This is a genomic window from Peptococcus niger, from assembly GCF_900101835.1.
GTDB lineage: Bacteria > Bacillota > Peptococcia > Peptococcales > Peptococcaceae > Peptococcus > Peptococcus niger.
The window spans coordinates 87,525-104,079 of sequence record NZ_FNAF01000005.1 but is presented as its reverse complement, the minus strand read 5'-3'; the positions used below and the strand labels follow the sequence as shown (position 1 = coordinate 104,079).

14 protein-coding genes are annotated in these 16,555 nt (G+C 49.5%); 1 reads left to right on the top strand and 13 read right to left on the bottom strand.

What is annotated here, in order from left to right:
* Positions 1 to 4: 4 nt before the first annotated feature.
* The 13 genes from ilvB to BLQ16_RS05520 form a co-directional block, all read right to left on the bottom strand.
* Positions 5 to 1,678: a biosynthetic-type acetolactate synthase large subunit gene (ilvB, locus tag BLQ16_RS05580; protein ID WP_091791763.1), complete on the bottom strand. Its 1,674-nt coding sequence runs from the start codon at positions 1,676 to 1,678 to the stop codon at positions 5 to 7.
* Positions 1,679 to 2,051: 373 nt separating this feature from the next.
* Entirely contained in the window at positions 2,052 to 3,047 is a 996-nt protein-coding gene (locus BLQ16_RS05575) for an MsnO8 family LLM class oxidoreductase (RefSeq protein ID WP_091791762.1), read from the bottom strand.
* 198 nt (positions 3,048 to 3,245) lie between these two features.
* Complete coding sequence (locus BLQ16_RS05570; protein WP_091791761.1) at positions 3,246 to 3,893, bottom strand: potassium channel family protein; 648 nt, start codon at positions 3,891 to 3,893, stop codon at positions 3,246 to 3,248.
* Between the two features lie 10 nt (positions 3,894 to 3,903).
* Positions 3,904 to 5,232: a TrkH family potassium uptake protein gene (locus BLQ16_RS05565; protein WP_242868960.1), complete on the bottom strand. Its 1,329-nt coding sequence runs from the start codon at positions 5,230 to 5,232 to the stop codon at positions 3,904 to 3,906.
* Between the two features lie 246 nt (positions 5,233 to 5,478).
* Positions 5,479 to 6,018: a hypothetical protein gene (locus BLQ16_RS05560; RefSeq protein WP_091791760.1), complete on the bottom strand. Its 540-nt coding sequence runs from the start codon at positions 6,016 to 6,018 to the stop codon at positions 5,479 to 5,481.
* A 353-nt stretch (positions 6,019 to 6,371) separates the two neighbouring features.
* Positions 6,372 to 7,730 (bottom strand): aminotransferase class III-fold pyridoxal phosphate-dependent enzyme, encoded by a 1,359-nt coding sequence (locus tag BLQ16_RS05555; RefSeq protein WP_242868959.1) that lies wholly within the window; start codon positions 7,728 to 7,730, stop codon positions 6,372 to 6,374.
* Between the two features lie 71 nt (positions 7,731 to 7,801).
* Complete coding sequence (locus BLQ16_RS05550; RefSeq protein WP_091791758.1) at positions 7,802 to 9,241, bottom strand: APC family permease; 1,440 nt, start codon at positions 9,239 to 9,241, stop codon at positions 7,802 to 7,804.
* Between the two features lie 124 nt (positions 9,242 to 9,365).
* Positions 9,366 to 10,817, bottom strand: coding sequence for an APC family permease (locus BLQ16_RS05545; protein ID WP_091791757.1), 1,452 nt, complete (start codon positions 10,815 to 10,817; stop codon positions 9,366 to 9,368).
* Positions 10,818 to 10,927: 110 nt separating this feature from the next.
* On the bottom strand, positions 10,928 to 11,422 hold the full coding sequence (locus BLQ16_RS05540) for a hypothetical protein (RefSeq protein WP_091791756.1): 495 nt from the start codon (positions 11,420 to 11,422) through the stop codon (positions 10,928 to 10,930).
* A 106-nt stretch (positions 11,423 to 11,528) separates the two neighbouring features.
* A complete protein-coding gene (gene xsc / locus BLQ16_RS05535) occupies positions 11,529 to 13,295 on the bottom strand; it encodes a sulfoacetaldehyde acetyltransferase (protein WP_091791755.1) in 1,767 nt (588 codons plus the stop codon).
* A 229-nt stretch (positions 13,296 to 13,524) separates the two neighbouring features.
* Entirely contained in the window at positions 13,525 to 13,743 is a 219-nt protein-coding gene (locus BLQ16_RS05530; protein ID WP_091791754.1) for a hypothetical protein, read from the bottom strand.
* A 205-nt stretch (positions 13,744 to 13,948) separates the two neighbouring features.
* On the bottom strand, positions 13,949 to 14,779 hold the full coding sequence (locus tag BLQ16_RS05525) for a CoA-transferase subunit beta (RefSeq protein ID WP_091791753.1): 831 nt from the start codon (positions 14,777 to 14,779) through the stop codon (positions 13,949 to 13,951).
* On the bottom strand, positions 14,776 to 15,750 hold the full coding sequence (locus BLQ16_RS05520; protein WP_091791789.1) for a CoA transferase subunit A: 975 nt from the start codon (positions 15,748 to 15,750) through the stop codon (positions 14,776 to 14,778). Before BLQ16_RS05520 ends, BLQ16_RS05525 begins: the two co-directional genes overlap by 4 nt.
* A 263-nt stretch (positions 15,751 to 16,013) precedes the next feature.
* Here BLQ16_RS05520 and BLQ16_RS05515 point away from each other — a divergent pair, with 263 nt between their 5' ends.
* Positions 16,014 to 16,514 (top strand): ArpU family phage packaging/lysis transcriptional regulator, encoded by a 501-nt coding sequence (locus BLQ16_RS05515; protein ID WP_091791752.1) that lies wholly within the window; start codon positions 16,014 to 16,016, stop codon positions 16,512 to 16,514.
* Positions 16,515 to 16,555: the final 41 nt, after the last annotated feature.

Sequence of the window (16,555 nt, the reverse complement as noted above, 5' to 3'; positions counted from 1 at the left end):
CCTCCTAGGCTGTCGTGATGCTGTCCGCTACCGTACCGCCGGCAGGAATCATGGGCAAGACCTGGGCATGGCGGTCAATCTCACACCAAATGACCGTTGGGCCGGAACGGGTAAAGGCGTCTGCCAGGGCCCCTTCAAATTCCGTCATATTGCGCGGATGGTCTCCTCTGGCCCCCAGTGCTTCAGCAAAGGCCACATAGTCCGTTGCGCGGAAAAAATCACTCATGGCATAGCGGTCTTTGTAGATGTAGTGCTGCCATTGCCGGGGCATGCCCAGCGCCTGATTGTCAAAAATGACCGTTACAATCGGCAGCTTGTAATGGACGGCTGTCGCCAATTCATTCATATTCATATGGAAGGACCCGTCCCCGGTAATGTGAAGCACCCGCTCATCCGGCTTTGCCAAGGCCGCCCCGATGGCTGCGCCGTAGCCGTATCCCATAGCGCCCAAACCACCGGAAGTAATAAAGGTCCGCGGTTGCGACCGATGGGCAGACTGCGCAGCCCACATTTGATGCTGGCCGACATCGGTCACCATGATGCCCCTTTCGCCGATGAAATGCGCCATGGTTTCCACCAAAGCCGTCGGCGCCAGGCGTTCATCTTTTGGCGGTGCTTGCCAGTCTTCTGTTTGAAAGGCCTTTAATTCCCCCTGCCAAAGGTCATGCCGGCAGGGCTGGACAAGCGCCAGCAGTCCTTCCAGAAAAGGCTTGGCATCTGCCGCCACAGCCAAATCCACCGCTACATTCTTATGGTGCTCAGATGGATCAATGTCCACGTGAACCAGAGTTGCCTGCGGGGCAAAATGCTTGAAATTAAGGGCCACTCGGTCAGAAAACCGTACCCCAAGCGCCAAGAGCAAATCGCAATTTTCCACAGCCCGGTTGGCACTGGTTTTACCATGCATCCCTACCATGCCCAAATTAAGGGGGTGATCATCCGGTAGGGCGCCGATGCCCATAATCGTATGGCAAGCCGGTATTTGCGCCTTCTCCATTAGGGCCAAAAGCGCCTCTTCTGCCTGCCCGGAAATCATACCGCCCCCTGCATAAATCAAAGGGCGTTCCGCCGTTTGAATTAACTTGCGGACCAGGTCCAAATCGGTCGATGATGGCTCTGCCACCGCTCCCCCTTGGGGCTTATCCGAAGGCTCAACCGGTACATAGTCGGTCAAGGCTGCTGTAATATCTTTCGGTAGGTCCACCAGCACCGGCCCCTTACGCCCGCTTTCCGCAATATCAAAGGCCCGGCGTAAAATCGGTGCCAGCTCTTCCACCTTGCGCACCACAAAATTATGCTTGGTGATGGGCATGGTGCAACCGGTGATGTAAATTTCCTGGAAGGAATCTTTCCCAATCATATCACTGGCCACATTACCGGTGATGGCCACCAGAGGGATACTGTCCATATAGGCATTGGCAATCCCGGTGACCAGGTTGGTCGCACCCGGGCCGCTGGTGGCCAAAACCACCCCGGTTTTTCCCGTGGCACGGGCGTAGCCGTCCGCCGCATAGCAAGCGCCCTGTTCATCCACGGTGAGAATGTGCCGAATTCGGTCGCTGTAATCGTAAAGAGCATCGTAAATATTCAGCACCGCACCTCCAGGATAGCCGAAAATGGTATCGACCCCTTGCTCTATGAGGACATGGAATAAAACGTCAGAACCGGAACATCTCATAATAACACCTCTTTTATTATTTTATTCGTTTAGCGATAGTGATTAGGCCACATGATACACACTTGATGGACTCTTGTCAACTGTTATATATCATATTTTTTATTGTATTTTTTTGCTTTATTTTTCATAAACCCTTATTTACAGGTATTTAAAACGGTTGGTTATTTTCTTTCATTCTTATGTAATAATCCTCATTTCTCCATCCCTATAACAGATTAGTCCTCTGTTTGAGGACTATTGTCTATACAAAAAGAGTGCGGTTTATCCGCACTCCAGTCATTTTCAATTGTTATCTCGGTTCCTGCACAGAGCTTTCCACAAGTCTGGCTCTATGCCCGGCAAGCAAGCACTGACCGCAGGGCATTGCCGGTCCTCAGTCATTTCGAACAATATCCGCCAAAAGCCTGAAGTTTTCTTCTAAAGGTGCCTGGTCAGGAATATAAGTCGCGCCGATGATTTCATCCGGTGCATAGCGGCGCATAATTTCCCGGTATTGATCCCGCGCCTCATCAAGGCTCCCGCTAATGGAAAGGCCCCGGTGGGCCCGTAAATAAAATTTTTCAATGGAGGTCAGCTCAGGCGCATGATCCGGGTCCATCTTCAAAAATTCATCGCGGCTTTGCCGGTGAATCAAATGGAGAAAGACCTGCGCCGCTTGAAAGGCCAAGGCTTCGGCCTCTTCTTCTGTCGCAGCAATATTGGTCGTAAGGCCTAAAATCACATAGGGCTTTTCCAGGTGTTCCGAGGGCTTGAATTGTTTGCGATAAATGTCCAGGGCATGGCCAATGGAATTTGGCGAAAAATGTCCGGCAAAGGAATAGGTCAAGCCTAATTCCGCCGCCACGTAAGCAGAGGCGTCAGAACTGCCCAGGACATAAATCGGTACATGAGCACCTATGCCCGGCGTCGGCGCAACCGGTAAATCCACCGCCTCATCGCTCATGTAGCCTTGCAAGGTGCGCAAGGCTTCTACAAAATCTTCCTGGTTATAGTGGCGGCGGTAAATTAATTTTGCCGTGGCCCGATCCGTCCCCGGCGCTCGCCCAACGCCTAAGTCCACCCGGTCCGGATAAAGGGCCTGCAAGGTTCCATACCGTTCTGCCACTTGAAAAGGCGTGTGATTGGGAAGCATCACCCCACCGGCACCGACCCGCAAGCTTTCCGTATGCGAGAGAATATAGGCCAGGACCAAATCTGTCGCTGAGCCAAGTACCGCCCGGGTGTTGTGGTGTTCCGCAACCCAATAGCGGGTAAAATTATTTTTCTCTGCAAAGCGCGCCAGGGCCACCGCCCGGTCAAAGGCCGCTTTCATCGTCTCATGCTGGTATTTAGGGACCAAATTAAGAATCGAAATTTTTGTGTCAGCCATCCTGTATCTTCCTTTTCTAAAAATATCCGCTGCTTGCTACTGGTTATTCATATACACGTCCTCCTTTCCCTATAAACGGCGCCGGTCTTGTGGGCAGTAGTCCCCTCCTTTCTTAGCATACCAGCTTCAGCCCCTTGGCATAAAAAAGTCTCCGCAAGCAGGTTCACTAAACCCGCTTGGGAGACAGCAGCAACGATATTAAATATCAAAACGCTTCCTGATGACGGTTTCAGGACCAAGTACCAGGACAGAAGCCCCTTTATCCAGGATTGTTTGAGGGCGAATATCCATATTCAAGTGGCCGTCATAGCGGATACCCAAAATATTGAGGCCGTATTTTTTCCTTAAGTCCAACTGGTCTACGGTCTGTCCCAACCAGGCTTCCGGAACCGCTAATTCATAAACGGCATAGTCATGGTCTAAGGCCCAGTATTCCAAGATATGGTCGGAGGAATAGCGGATGGCTGTCCACCGCGCCAACTGTTTTTCTGGATAAACGACTTCATCAGCCCCATTCCGGAGGAGCAAGCGCTCCTGAATCCCCCGGGAGGCCCGAGCAATGACCCGGCCAGCCCCTAACTCCTTCAACAAAGAGGTGGTGACCAAAGAGTTTTCAAAGCTGTCACCAATAGCCACAACACAGAGGTCATAGTTGCCCACGCCCAGGCTTGCCAGAAAAGCGCCATCTGTGCTATCCCCTATTTGGGCATCCGTTACAAAAGCAAGCACCTGGTTGACCCGTTCCTCTCGCTGGTCTACAGCCATGACTTCGTGGCCCATGGCATAAAATTGCTGGGCCATATGGCGACCGAACCGGCCTAAACCGATAAGTAAGATATTTTTCATTCCGCTTCTCCTAACCAATACTGATTTTTTCTTCCGGCATGGCTGCACTCCGGTCCCTCACCTGGGAAAAAGTCGCAAACATAAAAGTCATAGCCCCAACCCGGCCAATGAACATGAGTAAGATTAAGATGACATGAGATACCCCGCTTAAGCCCGGGGTAATACTCAGGGTCAACCCTACGGTCCCAATGGCTGAGGCACACTCAAATAGACATTTAAGCAAGGGCAGGTTCTCAAAATAAAACATGAAAAAGCCACCCAGCAAACAGGCCCCTGTATATAAGCAAAATATGGCGACGGACATGTGAATGGCTGTAGAGGGAATCCGCCTATGAAAAAGGTGGGCTGCCCGTTCACGCTTAAAAACAGCGTAGGACATGGCATAAAGAACAGCCGGCGTCGTGACCTTCATCCCCCCTGCCGTAGATCCCGGCCCGCCACCAACCAGCATGAGCAGGGTCATGAGCATTAAGCCACCGCCACTGAAAAGGCCCAAGTCCACCGTGTTAAAACCGGCTGTTCTTGTGGTAACCGATTGGAATAAGGAGGCCCATAGGCGCTTTTGCAGGGGAAGGTCGGCCAATTCATAAGTGAAAAAGTAGAGGGCTGGTAAAAAAACCAGGGCCCCAGTCATACATAAGATGACCTTTGTCTGCATCTTATACCGTTTAACCTTAAACCGGTGGGTAAGAATGTCCTCCCAGGTTAAAAAACCCAAGCCGCCGATAATAATCAAGGCCATAATGACCAGGTTAACCACTGGGCTGTCTGCAAAAGAGGTTAAGGAGGCATAGGGTTCTTGGACACCAAAGAGGTCAAAGCCAGCGTTACAGAAGGCAGAGATTGCATGGAAACAACTGTACCAAAGCCCCCTGCCCAAGCCAAACCTTTCAACAAATCCAGGCAGAAGAATCAAGGCCCCAACAAGTTCTACCAAGACCACCCGATAGATGATCACCCGGGTCAAGCGGATAATCCCGCCCACCTGAGGCGCGGCTAAGGCATCCTGGATGACTCGCCGTTGTTTCAGGCCAATCCGCTGACCACGCAGGAGGGATAAACCAATCGCAACGGTAATCACCCCCATGCCTCCCATTTGAATCAAGACGATAACCACCCCTTGGCCAAATAGGGACCAGTAAGTGGCCGTATTTTCCACCACCAGTCCCGTCACCGAAAGGGCAGAAGTGGCGGTAAAAAGTGCCGTTAAGAAAGGGGCACTCTCGCCAGTGGCTGTGGCTATCGGCAACATCAAAAGAAGCGTCCCTAAGAAAATCACACCGGCATACCCTAAAATAATGATTTGCGACGTACTAAATCGCTTAAAGCTAAGAGCCATAGCTACCCTTCCTATTTTCGAAGCACTTTCCTGATATAGGCAACGAAACCACCGACACCCCAATTAAGTAGCCTTAATCTAAACCCTTATGGACATTCTGTCAATAAAAAAGAGCACCTCTGGAAAAATTTCCCAAAGGTGCTCTTTTCACCTGGTGACAGTCCCAGGCTATATAATCCGTCAATCGACTCTTAGCTATCTGTCCACTATGGCATCAAGTGCCCTAAATCATAAAAAAGAATTTTTCTAACCGGCCAAGCCCTCCATACCGGCCAATTCAAATAGGAGATCTTCAGCCTTGACCACTTTCCATTTTCCGCCTTCTTTTTGAACGGTAATTTCCACATCCCGCGTCTGATCGTCAAGCTTGGAGACGTCCATATTTGACAAAATTTCGTCTTCAGATTTACCAGCCATGATTTCGTCCATGGATTGGGAAATGATGGACATCAAGTCTTTAGAGGTTATCTCATAAATAAACGTCCCTTTTTCTTCACCGTCTTTAATGCTTCCCGACTTAAACTTATACTGGCTAGATGCCAAGAGATCAAGTATCCATTTTTCCTCCGGATCATCCGGATTTTCTTTTAAAGCAGCATCCGTCAGGAAAGGCTTGCTGTCTTTGGCAGCATATTGCCTGGCCTTATTCATATCTGCCGCTTTCAAAGCATCCATACAGTTTTGAATCGATTCTTTTGCACTGTCCGTGTCAGATTGTTGGTTACAGGCCGCAAAAGACATAATGACCAATAGCGCAATAATGATGCTGAAAATTTTCTTTTTCATGATGAATCCTCCTCGTTAAAACCTTGCCTGTCCAGCTTTTGATCCACAATAAAAATCCTCTTAATCAAACCCACAATAATAGCTAAAATCGTTTTCCTTTTCATATCCCCCCTAGATAAAAGATCACGCCGTCCATTTTTCTCTTCCACTGCTTACGCATATCATATCAATAACTCACGCCCGGTACATCACCCATATGTATGAGAAATAGTCCCGTAATGAAAAAATTATGCAGTTATTTTCTGATTCAACTTTTAATTTGAATACAAAAAGCGCCCCTCACTGGTCGGAATGTTATATCCAACCGGTGAGAGGCGCTGTTTATTCAATGCTGCCGTACTTAAAAGCGATTCTTATTTGCAGAATTCGTTGTCAGCCCAGGTCAGGACTTCATCAAGAACTTTCATTTGTTCGCGAAGTTCTTCTTCAGTGATGATAAGCGGCGGGCAGATTTGGATGCAGTTGTCACGGCCATAGGTGTAGAAGCCGAGTTCTTTGCATTTGGCAACGACTTTTTTCTGGTTGCCGGTGGTGTCAACAGCATATTCAGCAATAGGTTCTTTGGTTTCTTTGTTTTTCACCAGGTCAATGGCGCTGAAGAGACCGATGTAACGAACTTCACCGACGCAAGCGTGTTTTGCTGCCAATTCTTCCAGGCATTCGCCGAGCACTTTACCCACTTTTTGGACGTTGTCCAGGATATTGTGTTCTTCGATGTATTCGATGGAAGCGTAAGCGGAAGCGCAAGCCAGCGGATGACCTTGGTAGGTTAAGCCGCATTGCAGGGCAACATCGTCAAAGTGGCTGGCCACTTTTTCGTTCATGATGATACCGCCCAATTGAACGTAACCGGAGTTAACGCCTTTAGCGAAGGTGATCATGTCCGGAGAAACGTTCCAGTTGTCAACGGCGAACCAGGTGCCGGTACGACCAAAGCCGGCCATAACTTCGTCGCAAATCATGAAGATGCCGTATTCATCGCAGAGGGCACGGATGCCGGCCAGGTAGCCTTTCGGCGGCAGGATTACGCCGTTGGCGCCGATAACGGTTTCCAAGATGATGGCGGCAATGTTGTTGTGACCTTCAGCAATGATTTGTTTGCGGAGCATTTTCAGGTAGTATTCGGTTAATGCTTCTTCGCTTTCAAATTCAATTTCTTCACGATAGGGGAAAGGCCCAAAGAAGTGAACAATCCCAGGAGCGCTACCACCGATTTCAGCGGCAAAGCGACGGCTGTCACCGGAAACGTTACCAGCGGTGATGGTAGCCCCGTGATAGGAACGGTACATGGACAAGACTTTTTGTTTGCCGGAAGCCTGACGAGCCATTTTAATGGCGTTTTCGTTGGAGTCAGCACCACCGTTGGTGAAGAATACGCGGCTCATGCCTTCCGGAGCATGTTCCACAATTTTTTTAGCCAAGGCGGCACGAATGCCAACTGATTGGCCCGGTGCGATAAAGCAAAGCTGTTCAGCTTGTTCTTTAATGGCATCGATGATTTGTTGGTTGCCATGGCCCAAGTTCATGTTAACGAGCTGGGAGCACATGTCAGCATAGCGTTTGCCGTTGTAATCATAGAAGTAGATGCCTTCAGATTTTTCAACGGGGATAATGTTTTTCAGTGCTTTTTGTGCAGACCAGGAGTGGACATTGTATTTGTGGTCCATTTCCAGTACTTCTTCGCGGGTAAATTTAGGTAATTTGTAAGTCATTTTTTCCATCCTTTCGATGAGGTCGTAAGGCAACAAGCAACAAAATTGAATTCAACCGAATCTTTTAAATGTTAAAACTGATCATCTTCCTCAGTGATACTTTGAATGGCTTCTTCCAACTGAGTGGATTGATGATACTCTTTATACTTTGAGAAGTAGAAGATGGCGCCCATGGCCAGCCAAATAAAGAGGCAAACCCATGCTTCCATGGAAAGAGCTCCCGGCATAAAGGGCAATAGCAAGAGTGATACGAAAAGTACAGAAAAAACCAACCCTATCACGCTGACAACAAATTGTGAGCGATCCTTATGCCGCCAAGCAAAAACTGCTGCAGCTGCCGTGGCAAAAGTAAAGCCCATAGAGGCCCCTACAGAGGTCATATCCACCAGCCAAGAGAGCACTTGACGTCCGAAAAAGGGAGCAATCACCGCCAGTACCATCATGAAAGCAACGGTAAGACGGGGAACCTTGTATACGGAATCAAGCTTCTTAAACGGTGCCGGCAAAGCACCGGCTAAACTCATGGAGTACAGCAAGCGACTGCCAGACAAGTAAAAAGCATTCAGGCCGCTGACAATACCACAAAACATGGCAATGCCCAAAAAGAACAGACCAATTTTACCAACTACCATTTCAACGACAAAACCTGTCGGCCAAAAATGACCTTCTGCCAAAAACTCTTCCCAAGGCAGGACAATGCCGGTAACGAGGTTCATCAAAGCGTACATCAGACAGGCAATGGCAATGGATGAAATCAGCAGTTTTTTTGTTTTCTCATTTGAAAAAGCATACTCTTCAGAAGCCTGTGGAATACACCCAAACCCTACAAAGGCCCACGGTGCCATGGCCGCAATGGCAAATATGCCTTTAAACGGATTCTCACCGGTCGGAAAATACGGTTTCAAATCTTGAATCGTCGGATGTGACATCATAACGCCGGCAGTTACCAGGAAAATTGCACCAATCAAGCCCAATACCACAGCCGTTTGAATCCAGCCGGCAGCTTGAACGCCACGCATGTTGATCAAGCCTACGATGACAATGGCCAAGATGCTGACGATGATTTCACCGTCATACACTTCCCAGCCAGCAACGGAATAAAGGACTTTATGCTGCAAGATGCCCGGGAATAAGTATCTGCCGATTAAACCGACCGCCGTACCATTCATGGGAATCAAAGCCCAGTAGGCAATGGCGATAAACCAACCGCAGATAAAGGCCGGTAATTTTCCGAATGCGGCATAGGCATACACAAACTCGCCCCCGGCAACCGGAAATTTTTTAATCAGGTAACTGTAACTGAAGCTGATGATAATAATCATCATTGCACCGATGATTAAGCCGATGGTCGACCCCAACGGACCGCCTTTCGGTAAAAATTCGTTACCGGGTAAAACAAAGCAGCCCCAGCCAATCATCGCCCCGAGCGCTAACCCCCAAATGGAAAGGGGGGATAGCGCTTTTTCAAATTTTACTTCTTCTGTCGGTTGAATGGTCTTCTTATCGTTCATAAATCAACTCTTTCTAGACGTATCATTACGGGATGACGGGGATAGGGGCTTGACCCCCCTTTATCTAACCCGTATCACTAACACCAGGGAACCTAACAACCGGCAAATTATTTCAGAACGTATTTTAGAAAACCAAATGGTCGTGCTCCGATTCATCACTTAGGTCTCTTATGGATTCTTCCAATTGGTTGGACTGCCGATAATCTTCTCTTTTAATAAAATAGAAGACGGCGCCAATGACAAGCCAAATAATCAGGCAGATCCAAGCTTCCAGAGAAAGGGTCCCCGGAGTAAAGGGCAACAAGAGCAAGGACAGGAAAAATACGGCAAAGGCCAAACCAATCAAGCTAATGACCATTTGCGAGCGGTTTTCGTGCCTCCAAGCAAAGCGAGCAGCAGAAGCGGTGGTAAAGGCAAAGCCCATGGCCGCCCCGACCGAGGTCATGTCAACCAGCCAGGAAAGCACCTGCCGACCAAAAAAGGGTGCGATAATCGCTAAAACCATCATGAAAACAATGGCCATCCGGGGCACTTTATACACCGAATCAAGCTTTTTAAAGGGATCCGGTAAGGCACCGGCCAAACTCATGGAATACAGCAGACGGCTACCGGCCAGGTAAAAGGCATTCAGGCCGCTGACAATACCGCAGAACATAGCGATACCTAAAAAGAGCAGGCCAACTTTACCGACTACCATTTCAACGGCAAAGCCCGTGGGCCAGAAGTGCCCTTCCGCCAGGAATTCTTCCCAGGGTAAAACGATACCTGTGACAAGGTTCATCAAGGCATACATTAAGCAGGCAATGGCGATGGATGAAATCAGTAGTTTCTTCGTCTTTTTATTGGAGAAAGCGTATTCTTCCGAGGCTTGCGGAATGCAGTCAAAGCCCACAAAAGCCCAAGGTGCCATGGCCGCAATGGCAAATATCCCTTTAATCGGGCTGCTACCGGTCGGATAATAGGGTTTTAGGTCACCTAGGGAGGGCTGGGAGATCATAACTCCTGCCGTCACCAATAAGATTGCCCCGACCAGGCCCAAGGCTACGGCCGTTTGGAACCATCCGGCAGCTTTAACGCCGCGCATATTAATCAAGCCTACAATCAGAATGGCCAAGATGCTGACGATGATTTCACCGTCATACACTTCCCAACCGGCAACTGAATAAAGAACTTTATGCTGCAAAATGCCCGGGAATAAATACCTGCCGATTAAGCCGACCGCCGTACCATTCATGGGAATCAAAGCCCAGTAGGCAATGGCGATAAACCAACCGCAAATAAAGGCCGGTAATTTCCCGAATGAGGCATAGGCATACACAAATTCGCCTCCGGCAACCGGAAACTTACTAATCAGATAGCTGTAACTGAAACTGATGATAATAATCATCATTGCACCGATGATTAAACCGATGGTCGACCCCAGCGGACCGCCTTTCGGTAAAAATTCATTACCGGGTAAAACAAAACAGCCCCAGCCAATCATCGCCCCGAGCGCTAACCCCCAAATGGAAAGCGGCGATAGTGCTTTTTCAAATTTTACATCTTCTGTCGGTTGCATGGTCTTCTTTTCACTCATAAATCAACTCTTTCTGGACGCGTCATTTACTATGACAGGAATACGGTCTTACCCCCTCTGTCGGTGCCACGCCAGATGATACGTGTGTTTACACCTCTGGTCGTCTAAAATCAACGACTGTAAATAATCTTAGCAGCGTCTTTAATGAGTCCTTCCGACGCTGAATAAGCAAAGAATTCAAAGCCTACTTTACAGGCAAATGCACATTCGATACAGGGATCGTTTTGGCAGAACATATAAGCGTCATCTTCCGCCATGGCGAACAGCACTTCAGGCGCCTGACCCTCTTTAATAAAGCGAATCTGACCGCCTGTATAAGAACGCACGTAAATCCAACGGATATCATGCGGTCCTTGCGTGGTATCTTCAACATCAATTTTCACACAATGGTGGCGTTTACCGCCTACAAAAGCGTAATGAATGCGGTAACGCTCCTGGTCTTCAGCGCTGCGCGCCGGAATCTCCTCAGCACCGGGCGGTGTCCCAAAGACATCCCAAACGAGAGTTCCGTCCGATAAGCGAAACAGCCGCGGAGATGGTGCAATCGTTGCCGGCTTAGAATTGATACGAGCCTCAGTGAGACTCCTCTTTCCCTCTTTTTTCATAACAGGCTCCCCCAAATGCAAAGCCGCCACACTCACAATGGCGAATGTGGCGGCAAGGCATCAGCCAATCATGATGCTACATCTGCGTATGAGATTGAGCGATGGCTCAGTCTTTTTTCCATTCTCTGTAGTCGAGATGTTTGTAACGATCCAAGAAACGAACCGGGAGTTTCAGTGCGTCTTTACGGAACGGCGGTGCCAATTTGGTGCCGTCGACACGTACTTCAAGCACAACGGTTTTCTTTTCGTTCATGGTCAGGTCGAAAGCTTTCTTGAATGCGCCAGCCAATTCATCGGCTTTATCAACATAGATGCCTTCAGCGCCCATGACTTTAGCCACTTCAGCCCAGCTCGGAGCTTCAATTTCGCAACCGACATAACGGTCGTTGTAGAAGTCCACTTGGTTTTTCTTTTCTGCGCACCATGCGTTGTTACGGAAGACAACAGCAACAACCGGCAGGTTTTCTTGAACAGCGGTCATAACTTCATAGAAGCTCATGCCCCATGCACCGTCACCGGCCAAGGACATAACCGGTTGATCCGGAGCAGCCAATTTAGCACCCATAGCAGCCTGGAATGCAAAACCGGTGTTACCGTTGGTTAAGCAAGCCACGTGCAGACGCGGGTTGTTGAAGCGCAGGTAGCTGTTAGCGGTGGAAGAAACGTTACCGATGTCGGTGGTAACAATGCAGTCTTCCGGTTTAGCCAACATCATTTCATAGAGGAGACGACGCGGGTGGATGGTGCCTTCAGCAGGTTCTTCCATAGCGAGGTCTTTGATTTCTTTATCCCAATCAGCGCGCAGAGCTTTGATTTCGTCTAAGCGAGCTTGGTCAGGTTTACGGTCGCCTTTTTCTTGGAGAAGTTTCAAGAGGCCTTCAGCGGTAACGCGGGCGTCGCCGACGATACCAACTTTAACCGGATGGGTACGAGCGATTTGTTTAGCTTGAACGTCGATTTGGACGATATCTTGGGTACCGTCTTGTTTGAAGTATTTGATGTCGTATTGCGGAAGTGTACCGAAATAGGACAGGCGGCAACCAATAGCCAGGATAACGTCAGCGTCGCGAACGGAGTACATAGCGGCTTTGGAGCCCATGTAGCCGATCGGCCCAACCCAGTGAGGATCGCTGAAACGATAAGCGTCATTGTGCAGGTAGGTGGTTGCTACCGGGCAGCTCAAGTATTCAGCAATTTTTTCAACATAGTCTAAAGCGTCAGAGTCAACAACACCACGGCCGCTGATGATAACAGGGCGTTTAGCGTTAGCAATGACTTCAGCAGCACGTTTCATGGTTTCGCCATCCGGAATCAGGCCGGAGGTGCTGCGGTATTCTTCAGGAGGAAGGATGAAGTCTTCCAGTTCGCCGTAGAAATAGTCACGGGGAACGTCCAGGTAAACCGGGCCACGATCAGCATACATAACGCGGAATGCGGTACGAACGCAGTCAGCTGCACGGCTGGGATGAGGAATAGCAAAAGATTTTTTAGTAATAGGTTTGAACATCGGTACTTGGTCAACTTCTTGGAAGCCGTCCCAACCAACGGAAGCGGAACCAGCGGAAGGACCGATGACCAATACCGGGCTGTGTGCCTGATAAGCCGTAGCAATAGAAGTAATTAAGTTGGTAATCCCAGGGCCGTTCTGACCTGTGCAAACACCGATTTTACCACTGATACGGTTGTAAGCATCCATCATGTGACCTGCGGTGTGCTCATCACGGCAAGCGATGAAGCGAATGCCTGCATCCGGGAAGAGGTCCAACATATCCATAAATGCGGAGCCTACGATACCGGCGCAATACTCGACGCCTTCTGCGCGAAGCTGTTCTACAATAGCTTCAGACGGCGTCATTTTTTGTTTTTCTGCCATTAAAAATCCTCCTTTTGAATAAAGAAACACAATTGTTCACTAATGCCAATCGACAGCCATACATCCTTTAATGATGCATGAGGAAAACGCGAGTGGTTTCCGTGGTGCGTCTTCCGTTTGTCGTTGTATTAATCATATACGGTCTTCATTTCATTTGCAATACTTATTGCAGGAATAAAAAAACGAGTCCCCTCTGAGAGGACCCGTTTTATAACTTTAAGATTTTAATTTACTTGTCATCATCACAAACCACTTGCATGCCAACCTTGGATGCAACGGTTTTCATGTTCTCACAATCCTGGGCACCGGAAAGATCCAGGGCGCCTTCACGCGCCAATTCTTTCTCGTCTTCATCACTGCAAACAACCTGAACACCCGCTCTGGATGCGACTTTCTTCATGTTTTCGCAGTCTTCCTGGTTGCCGATATTTCTCAAATCCACTTCCATAATATTTCGCCTCCCTTTAATAATCCACTTCTCACTAATATATACCCATAAACTTTTCACTTTAACGTGAAATCTGTTACAATCAATTCTTGCATCAACCATCCTATTGCAGGTTTTATCGAAAGACAGCGATTGTCCACTCTACGCAGACTTAATATAACCTTTAATTTTATACCCCTATCCTGTTCCTGATATTGATTTCTAATTAGAGGAATAAGCCTTCCGGGTCAATCTCACGATAAAGCAAGTATAGTTCATGGTAGGTCGGCGGTTCCGTCTCGCCGCTGACGCGGGAAACATCCAAATCCCACCCCACCAATTGTTGAATATCTTCTGTTGTATAGCCGGGATGAACCGTATCCAAATACATTTCACCGCTCTCATCATCAAAACGGAAGACAGCCATATTGGTAATGACCACCTGGGGGCCGCCCCGGAAGGCGTCACCAAAGATGTCCTGGCGGCGAGTTATTTTGCCGTCATTGCGCCAATCGGGCAGGCGCCAGCCCGGCGATGTGATGTAATCCACCTTTTCCTTAAACCGACGTTTTTCCTGTACCATAGTGAAAATCGTGCGCGTGGCAAAGGCATTGATGTCCGGGTTTCCCCCGCTACCGGCCAAGCGGCGGGTCGGATTCAGGTAATCACCGGACACGGTGGTGTTCACATTGCCGTAGCGGTCAATCTCTGCCCCGCCTAAAAAGGCCAAATCAATGCGGCCGCGTTCCAATTGACCGAAAACATCTGCCAGGCCGCTGACCACAGAGGCCTGCTGCTCGCAGCGCGCATCGCCAACCGATGACGGCAGACTCTCCGGCCGGCCGTCAATGGAGCCCGCTTCATAAATAATGGAAGCGTGCGCCGCATTGGTCCGCTGGGCCAGGGTAACAGACAGCATCGGTAAGCCGGTACCGGCAAAAACCGTTTCGCCATCGCGCACCTCACGGGCTCCGGCAACGGCCAAGAGGTCAATGACTTCATATTCACCCACTTTGGCGTGGTCAAAATTATTTTTGTAGCTCTCCCACTTGCTCATTTCTTGGCACCTCGCTTAATGGTTGTACTATAATGAATCGCACGGTTGGCGGTCAAATTTTGCAGGCGACTGAACCCGATTTTGTCCAAGTAAGCCTCAAAATCAGGTACCCCATAAATCCATTCCGCTGCCCATTCATCAAAGCCTTCCTGCGTTTTGGTGCGCGTGTAGTAGTCCCTGATAAAATCGCCATCGATTTCATACCGGTTGAAGCAGCCCGTCGGATGGGCGCCATAGGGCACTTCAGCATACCGTTCCACCATATAATGGGGAATAATATTGGCTGCCGGCTCATCGCGCAAATACCGCTCCGGCACCACTTCTTCTGCAATCACAAACAACCGGTCTGCCGCCTTCATGGCCTCTACATCGCTGTAGCGCTGCCCTTCCACTCGAACAGTCCCCATCTCACCGATCTGGTGGACATGCGCCACGCAAATGTCCGGTTGCGCCGCCGGCACCAAAATATACTCTGTATCGCCGTAAAAGGGGTCTTGCGCATAATCAAATTTCTTTTTGGGAATTTTAGGGTTCTTCCCATCCCGCAGACCGGCCCGGCCCAACATATCATAGGCCGGGTTCATAATATCCGTTCCTTTTGCCGCCGTCGTTGCCATAAAGGGCATGCCCGCAGCTCCGGCAGCCAAACGCAAAAGAATCTGGTAATGGCTGTAATCTTCACAAATGGTCTCCCCGGACTGGATCCGGCGCGCCATGTTATTGCCCAGTTTGCCGTATAATTCATGACCAATGAAGCAAGATTCCCAAATATCCACACAGCCGGCACCGGCTAAAATATCCGAATGGGTGCCGCCGTTCACTTCAATTAAATGCAGGTGCCGTTTCTTCTGACGCACCAGTTCATAGACCAGCGCCATCGGACGACGCCAAATCGTAAAGCCGCTAAAGGTCATACAGGCGCCATCAGGAATGGCAGCCGCCAGCTGTGCCACGGTTTGCCGTTTTTCCATCGTTTGCAAAATCACTCGCTCCTCTCAAATTGGCAGAAATTTTTTGATATTAAAATGATACTTCATGCACCATCTTCTGTCAATTTAGGAAAATTTATCCATTCCTGCACCGGCCCCAGCGCCAGGCCAAACCTGCCTCCTCCCACGAGCCGCCAAAGGACAACCGCTACAAAAAAGAACCGGCTCAACTTGTGCCGGAACATTTGTTCTGATATACTGGACCTATCCCCCACTCCCAACGCACTCGGAAAGGAAGATAAGCCATGCCCCGTAACGGCGCCGACTACCAACGGCTGCGTCATCAAGCGCAGCGCCTTGGGTTAAACCTCTCTACCGCCATCCCCCAAATGAAACGCCTCTTAGACGACTACGCCAGCCTGGCTTGGCTTACCGATGCGCCAACCCGGCCCCGCAGCGCCCGCCTTTTCTCCCCGGATCAAACCGCCGATGCCCTCCTGCTCCTAGACCATTGGACCGAAGCCAATCGCAACCCCGATCGCGCCGCCCGGCAAATCCGTCAAAACGCCTTTTTGAAAACCATGCTCGAACAGGCCATTGATGCCACCGCCCGTTACCCCGGAGAAGGCCAATGCTACGCCGCCATTTTGCACCGTTATTACTGTACCTACCCGCGCCCTACCGATATGGCCATTATGGACGACCTCCACCTGGAGCGGTCCAGCTACTATTGTAAGAAAAAAGAAGCCGTCCTCTGTTGCGCCATCGCCTTCTTCGGCACCGTCAGCGAAGAATGTAACCTATAAGACAAGTCCTGTGAGCGCCCTTACGTGAACTGCCTCCCCTT